Origin of the sequence: Microbacterium paludicola (genome assembly GCF_015235415.1) — a bacterium.
GTDB classification, from domain to species: Bacteria; Actinomycetota; Actinomycetes; order Actinomycetales; family Microbacteriaceae; genus Microbacterium; species Microbacterium paludicola.
This window is the reverse complement of the sequence record NZ_JADGLL010000077.1, coordinates 1-5,502: the sequence shown is the minus strand read 5'-3', so window position 1 is coordinate 5,502 and position 5,502 is coordinate 1. Positions and strand designations below refer to the sequence as shown.

At 55.6% G+C, this 5,502-nt stretch carries 3 rRNA genes; all 3 read left to right on the top strand.

What is annotated here, in order from left to right:
* The first annotated feature begins 241 nt into the window (after positions 1-241).
* Positions 242-1,764: ribosomal RNA gene (locus tag IR155_RS15475) — 16S ribosomal RNA — on the top strand.
* Positions 1,765-2,120: 356 nt separating this feature from the next.
* Positions 2,121-5,220 (top strand): 23S ribosomal RNA (locus IR155_RS15470).
* Between the two features lie 108 nt (positions 5,221-5,328).
* Positions 5,329-5,445 (top strand): 5S ribosomal RNA (rrf, locus tag IR155_RS15465).
* The 16S, 23S and 5S rRNA genes sit together here, the layout of an rRNA operon.
* The last annotated feature ends 57 nt before the right edge of the window (positions 5,446-5,502 follow it).

Genomic DNA, 5,502 nt, shown 5'->3' with positions numbered 1-5,502 from the left:
TAAGATAGAGAAGTTGCCCCGGAGGGCTGCGGCGGGAGTCGCAGGGCTGGGAGCATCCGATCCTTGAGAACTCAACAGCGTGCACTTGTCAAATGCCAAATAACCTCGTCGGCTGACTCTTTTTGAGTTGGTTGGCAAGATTCCTTTGGATCAAATTATTGGAAGTCAGTTTTGACATCCGTTTTTGGTCAGCATCAAACTCGCTGCGTCACCGTTTTCCCGGTTGGTGCAGCAATTTTCTTTTACGGAGAGTTTGATCCTGGCTCAGGATGAACGCTGGCGGCGTGCTTAACACATGCAAGTCGAACGGTGAAGCAGGAGCTTGCTCTTGTGGATCAGTGGCGAACGGGTGAGTAACACGTGAGCAACCTGCCCCGAACTCTGGGATAAGCGCTGGAAACGGCGTCTAATACCGGATACGCACCAGAGCGGCATCGTTACTGGTGGGAAAGATTTATTGGTTCGGGATGGGCTCGCGGCCTATCAGCTTGTTGGTGAGGTAACGGCTCACCAAGGCGTCGACGGGTAGCCGGCCTGAGAGGGTGACCGGCCACACTGGGACTGAGACACGGCCCAGACTCCTACGGGAGGCAGCAGTGGGGAATATTGCACAATGGGCGCAAGCCTGATGCAGCAACGCCGCGTGAGGGATGACGGCCTTCGGGTTGTAAACCTCTTTTAGCAGGGAAGAAGCGAAAGTGACGGTACCTGCAGAAAAAGCGCCGGCTAACTACGTGCCAGCAGCCGCGGTAATACGTAGGGCGCAAGCGTTATCCGGAATTATTGGGCGTAAAGAGCTCGTAGGCGGTCTGTCGCGTCTGCTGTGAAAACCCGAGGCTCAACCTCGGGCCTGCAGTGGGTACGGGCAGACTAGAGTGCGGTAGGGGAGATTGGAATTCCTGGTGTAGCGGTGGAATGCGCAGATATCAGGAGGAACACCGATGGCGAAGGCAGATCTCTGGGCCGTAACTGACGCTGAGGAGCGAAAGGGTGGGGAGCAAACAGGCTTAGATACCCTGGTAGTCCACCCCGTAAACGTTGGGAACTAGTTGTGGGGGCCTTTCCACGGTCTCCGTGACGCAGCTAACGCATTAAGTTCCCCGCCTGGGGAGTACGGCCGCAAGGCTAAAACTCAAAGGAATTGACGGGGACCCGCACAAGCGGCGGAGCATGCGGATTAATTCGATGCAACGCGAAGAACCTTACCAAGGCTTGACATATAGAGGAAAGATCTGGAAACAGTTCCCCCGCAAGGTCTCTATACAGGTGGTGCATGGTTGTCGTCAGCTCGTGTCGTGAGATGTTGGGTTAAGTCCCGCAACGAGCGCAACCCTCGTTCTATGTTGCCAGCACGTAATGGTGGGAACTCATGGGATACTGCCGGGGTCAACTCGGAGGAAGGTGGGGATGACGTCAAATCATCATGCCCCTTATGTCTTGGGCTTCACGCATGCTACAATGGCCGGTACAAAGGGCTGCAATACCGTGAGGTGGAGCGAATCCCAAAAAGCCGGTCCCAGTTCGGATTGAGGTCTGCAACTCGACCTCATGAAGTCGGAGTCGCTAGTAATCGCAGATCAGCAACGCTGCGGTGAATACGTTCCCGGGTCTTGTACACACCGCCCGTCAAGTCATGAAAGTCGGTAACACCTGAAGCCGGTGGCCTAACCCTTGTGGAGGGAGCCGTCGAAGGTGGGATCGGTAATTAGGACTAAGTCGTAACAAGGTAGCCGTACCGGAAGGTGCGGCTGGATCACCTCCTTTCTAAGGAGCATCTGGCACTCTTCGGGGTGTCCAGGCGCCAGTTCGGGACCGAATGTGTCTCGCTGGTTAGCTCATGGGTGGAACATTTGACATGCCGTCAGCGCTGCTGACTGGTTTTAGTACGGCCTGCTTGCGGGTCTGGAACGAGCTGGTTGGCGAAGCGGGGTGGCTGCACGCTGTTGGGTCCTGAAGGACCGGAACCTCTGGTTCCCTCCTTCTGGGCCCTTTCTGAGTCCCACCGTTGGTGGGGTGAGGGAGGGGCACCGCCCGTACTTTGAGAACTACACAGTGGACGCGAGCATCTTTAAAGATAGCGAACGACAGATCTTTCAAAAGGGATCTGTCGGCTCATGTGATTTCAAGTCTTTAAGAGCAGACGGTGGATGCCTTGGCATCTGGAGCCGAAGAAGGACGTAGCAATCTGCGATAAGCCTCGGGGAGCTGATAAGCGAGCTTTGATCCGAGGATGTCCGAATGGGGAAACCCCGCCAGGATCAACACCTGGTGACTCCCGCCTGAATATATAGGGCGGGTAGAGGGAACGTGGGGAAGTGAAACATCTCAGTACCCACAGGAAGAGAAAACAACAGTGATTCCGTGAGTAGTGGCGAGCGAAACCGGATGAGGCTAAACCGAGCGTGTGTGATAGCCGGCAGGCGTTGCACGTTCGGGGTTGCGGGACTCTCCTGACTCTTCTGCCGAAGGGTCGACGTGACAGCAGCGTATAGACGAACGGTCTTGAATGGCCGGCCAGAGTGGGTGGCAGCCCCGTAGTCGAAATGCGTGTGCTGACGTGGAGTGTATCCCAAGTAGCACGGGGCCCGAGAAATCCCGTGTGAATCTGTCAGGACCACCTGATAAGCCTAAATACTCCCAGATGACCGATAGCGGACAAGTACCGTGAGGGAAAGGTGAAAAGTACCCCGGGAGGGGAGTGAAATAGTACCTGAAACCGTCTGCTTACAAACCGTTGGAGCCTCCTTAGTAGGGGTGACAGCGTGCCTTTTGAAGAATGAGCCTGCGAGTTAGTGATACGTGGCGAGGTTAACCCGTGTGGGGTAGCCGTAGCGAAAGCGAGTCTGAATAGGGCGACCATAGTCGCGTGTCCTAGACCCGAAGCGAAGTGATCTATCCATGGCCAGGCTGAAGCGACGGTAAGACGTCGTGGAGGGCCGAACCCACTTAGGTTGAAAACTGAGGGGATGAGCTGTGGATAGGGGTGAAAGGCCAATCAAACTTCGTGATAGCTGGTTCTCTCCGAAATGCATTTAGGTGCAGCGTTGCGTGTTTCTTGCCGGAGGTAGAGCTACTGGATGGCCGATGGGCCCTACAAGGTTACTGACGTCAGCCAAACTCCGAATGCCGGTAAGTGAGAGCGCAGCAGTGAGACTGTGGGGGATAAGCTTCATAGTCGAGAGGGAAACAACCCAGACCACCAACTAAGGTCCCAAAGCGCGTGCTAAGTGGGAAAGGATGTGGAGTTGCCTTGACAACCAGGAGGTTGGCTTAGAAGCAGCCACCCTTGAAAGAGTGCGTAATAGCTCACTGGTCAAGTGATTCCGCGCCGACAATGTAACGGGGCTCAAGCACGCCACCGAAGTTGTGGCATTGAAACTATTGGCAGGCCTTCGTGGTCCAGCCGTTTTGATGGGTAGGAGAGCGTCGTGTGGCGAGTGAAGCGGCGGTGTGAACCAGCCGTGGACGCTACACGAGTGAGAATGCAGGCATGAGTAGCGAATGACGTGTGAGAAACACGTCCTCCGAAAGACCAAGGGTTCCAGGGTCAAGCTAATCTTCCCTGGGTAAGTCGGGACCTAAGGCGAGGCCGACAGGCGTAGTCGATGGACAACGGGTTGATATTCCCGTACCGGCGAAGAACCGCCCAAGCTAATCCAGTGGTGCTAAGCGCCCGAAACCATCCATCGTCACCTTCGGGTGACACCGGGTGGTGGAGCGCGCGACCCCATGCTGGTGCGGTTAGCGTATTAACAGGTGTGACGCAGGAAGGTAGCCCAAGCCAGGCGATGGTAGTCCTGGTGCAAGTGCGTAGGCCGGGGGATAGGCAAATCCGTCCCCCATTCAGGCTGAGACACGATGCGGATAAAAAGTGGGTGATCCTATGCTGCCGAGAAAAGCATCGACGCGAGGTTCCAGCCGCCCGTACCCCAAACCGACTCAGGTGGTCAGGTAGAGAATACCAAGGAGATCGAGAGAATCGTGGTTAAGGAACTCGGCAAAATGCCCCCGTAACTTCGGGAGAAGGGGGGCCATCGACGTATTAGGACTTGCTCCGAAAGCGTTTGGTGGCCGCAGAGACCAGTGGGTAGCGACTGTTTATTAAAAACACAGGTCCGTGCCAAGTCGCAAGACGATGTATACGGACTGACGCCTGCCCGGTGCCGGAAGGTTAAGAGGACCGGTTAGCCGCAAGGCGAAGCTGAGAATTTAAGCCCCGGTAAACGGCGGTGGTAACTATAACCATCCTAAGGTAGCGAAATTCCTTGTCGGGTAAGTTCCGACCTGCACGAATGGCGTAACGACTTCCCAACTGTCTCAACCGCGAACTCGGCGAAATTGCATTACGAGTAAAGATGCTCGTTACGCGCAGCAGGACGGAAAGACCCCGTGACCTTTACTACAGCTTGGTATTGGTGTTCGGTGTGGCTTGTGTAGGATAGGTGGGAGACTTTGAAGCGGTGACGCCAGTTACCGTGGAGTCGTTGTTGAAATACCACTCTGGTCACTCTGGATATCTAACTTCGAACCGTGATCCGGTTCAGGGACAGTGCCTGGTGGGTAGTTTAACTGGGGCGGTTGCCTCCCAAAAAGTAACGGAGGCGCCCAAAGGTTCCCTCAACCTGGTTGGCAATCAGGTGGCGAGTGTAAGTGCACAAGGGAGCTTGACTGTGAGACTGACAGGTCGAGCAGGGACGAAAGTCGGGACTAGTGATCCGGCAGTGGCTTGTGGAAGCGCTGTCGCTCAACGGATAAAAGGTACCTCGGGGATAACAGGCTGATCTTGCCCAAGAGTCCATATCGACGGCATGGTTTGGCACCTCGATGTCGGCTCGTCGCATCCTGGGGCTGGAGTAGGTCCCAAGGGTTGGGCTGTTCGCCCATTAAAGCGGTACGCGAGCTGGGTTTAGAACGTCGTGAGACAGTTCGGTCCCTATCCGCTGCGCGCGTAGGAAGTTTGAGAGGATCTGACCCTAGTACGAGAGGACCGGGTTGGACGAACCTCTGGTGTGTCAGTTGTTCCGCCAGGAGCACCGCTGATTAGCTACGTTCGGGATGGATAACCGCTGAAAGCATCTAAGCGGGAAGCCGGCCTCAAGATGAGACTTCCATACCTTCGGGTGAGAGGCTCCCAGCCAGACTACTGGGTTGATAGGCCAGATGTGGAAGTGCAGCAATGCATGCAGCTGACTGGTACTAATAAGCCGATGACTTGATAACACCTCGCCTTCTGGCGATGCTACGCGTCCACTGAGTGGTTCTCGATGTACGGTCGAGAACAACAGCAACTTCATAGTGTGCTAGATAGTTCGAAACATCGAAAAGTGTTTCGGCGGTCATAGCGAGAGGGAAACGCCCGGTCACATTCCGAACCCGGAAGCTAAGCCTCTCAGCGCCGATGGTACTGCAGGGGGGACCCTGTGGGAGAGTAGGACACCGCCGGACTTCACGTGAACAGAAGGGCCACCCAACGACGGGTGGCCCTTCTGCATTTATACGGGT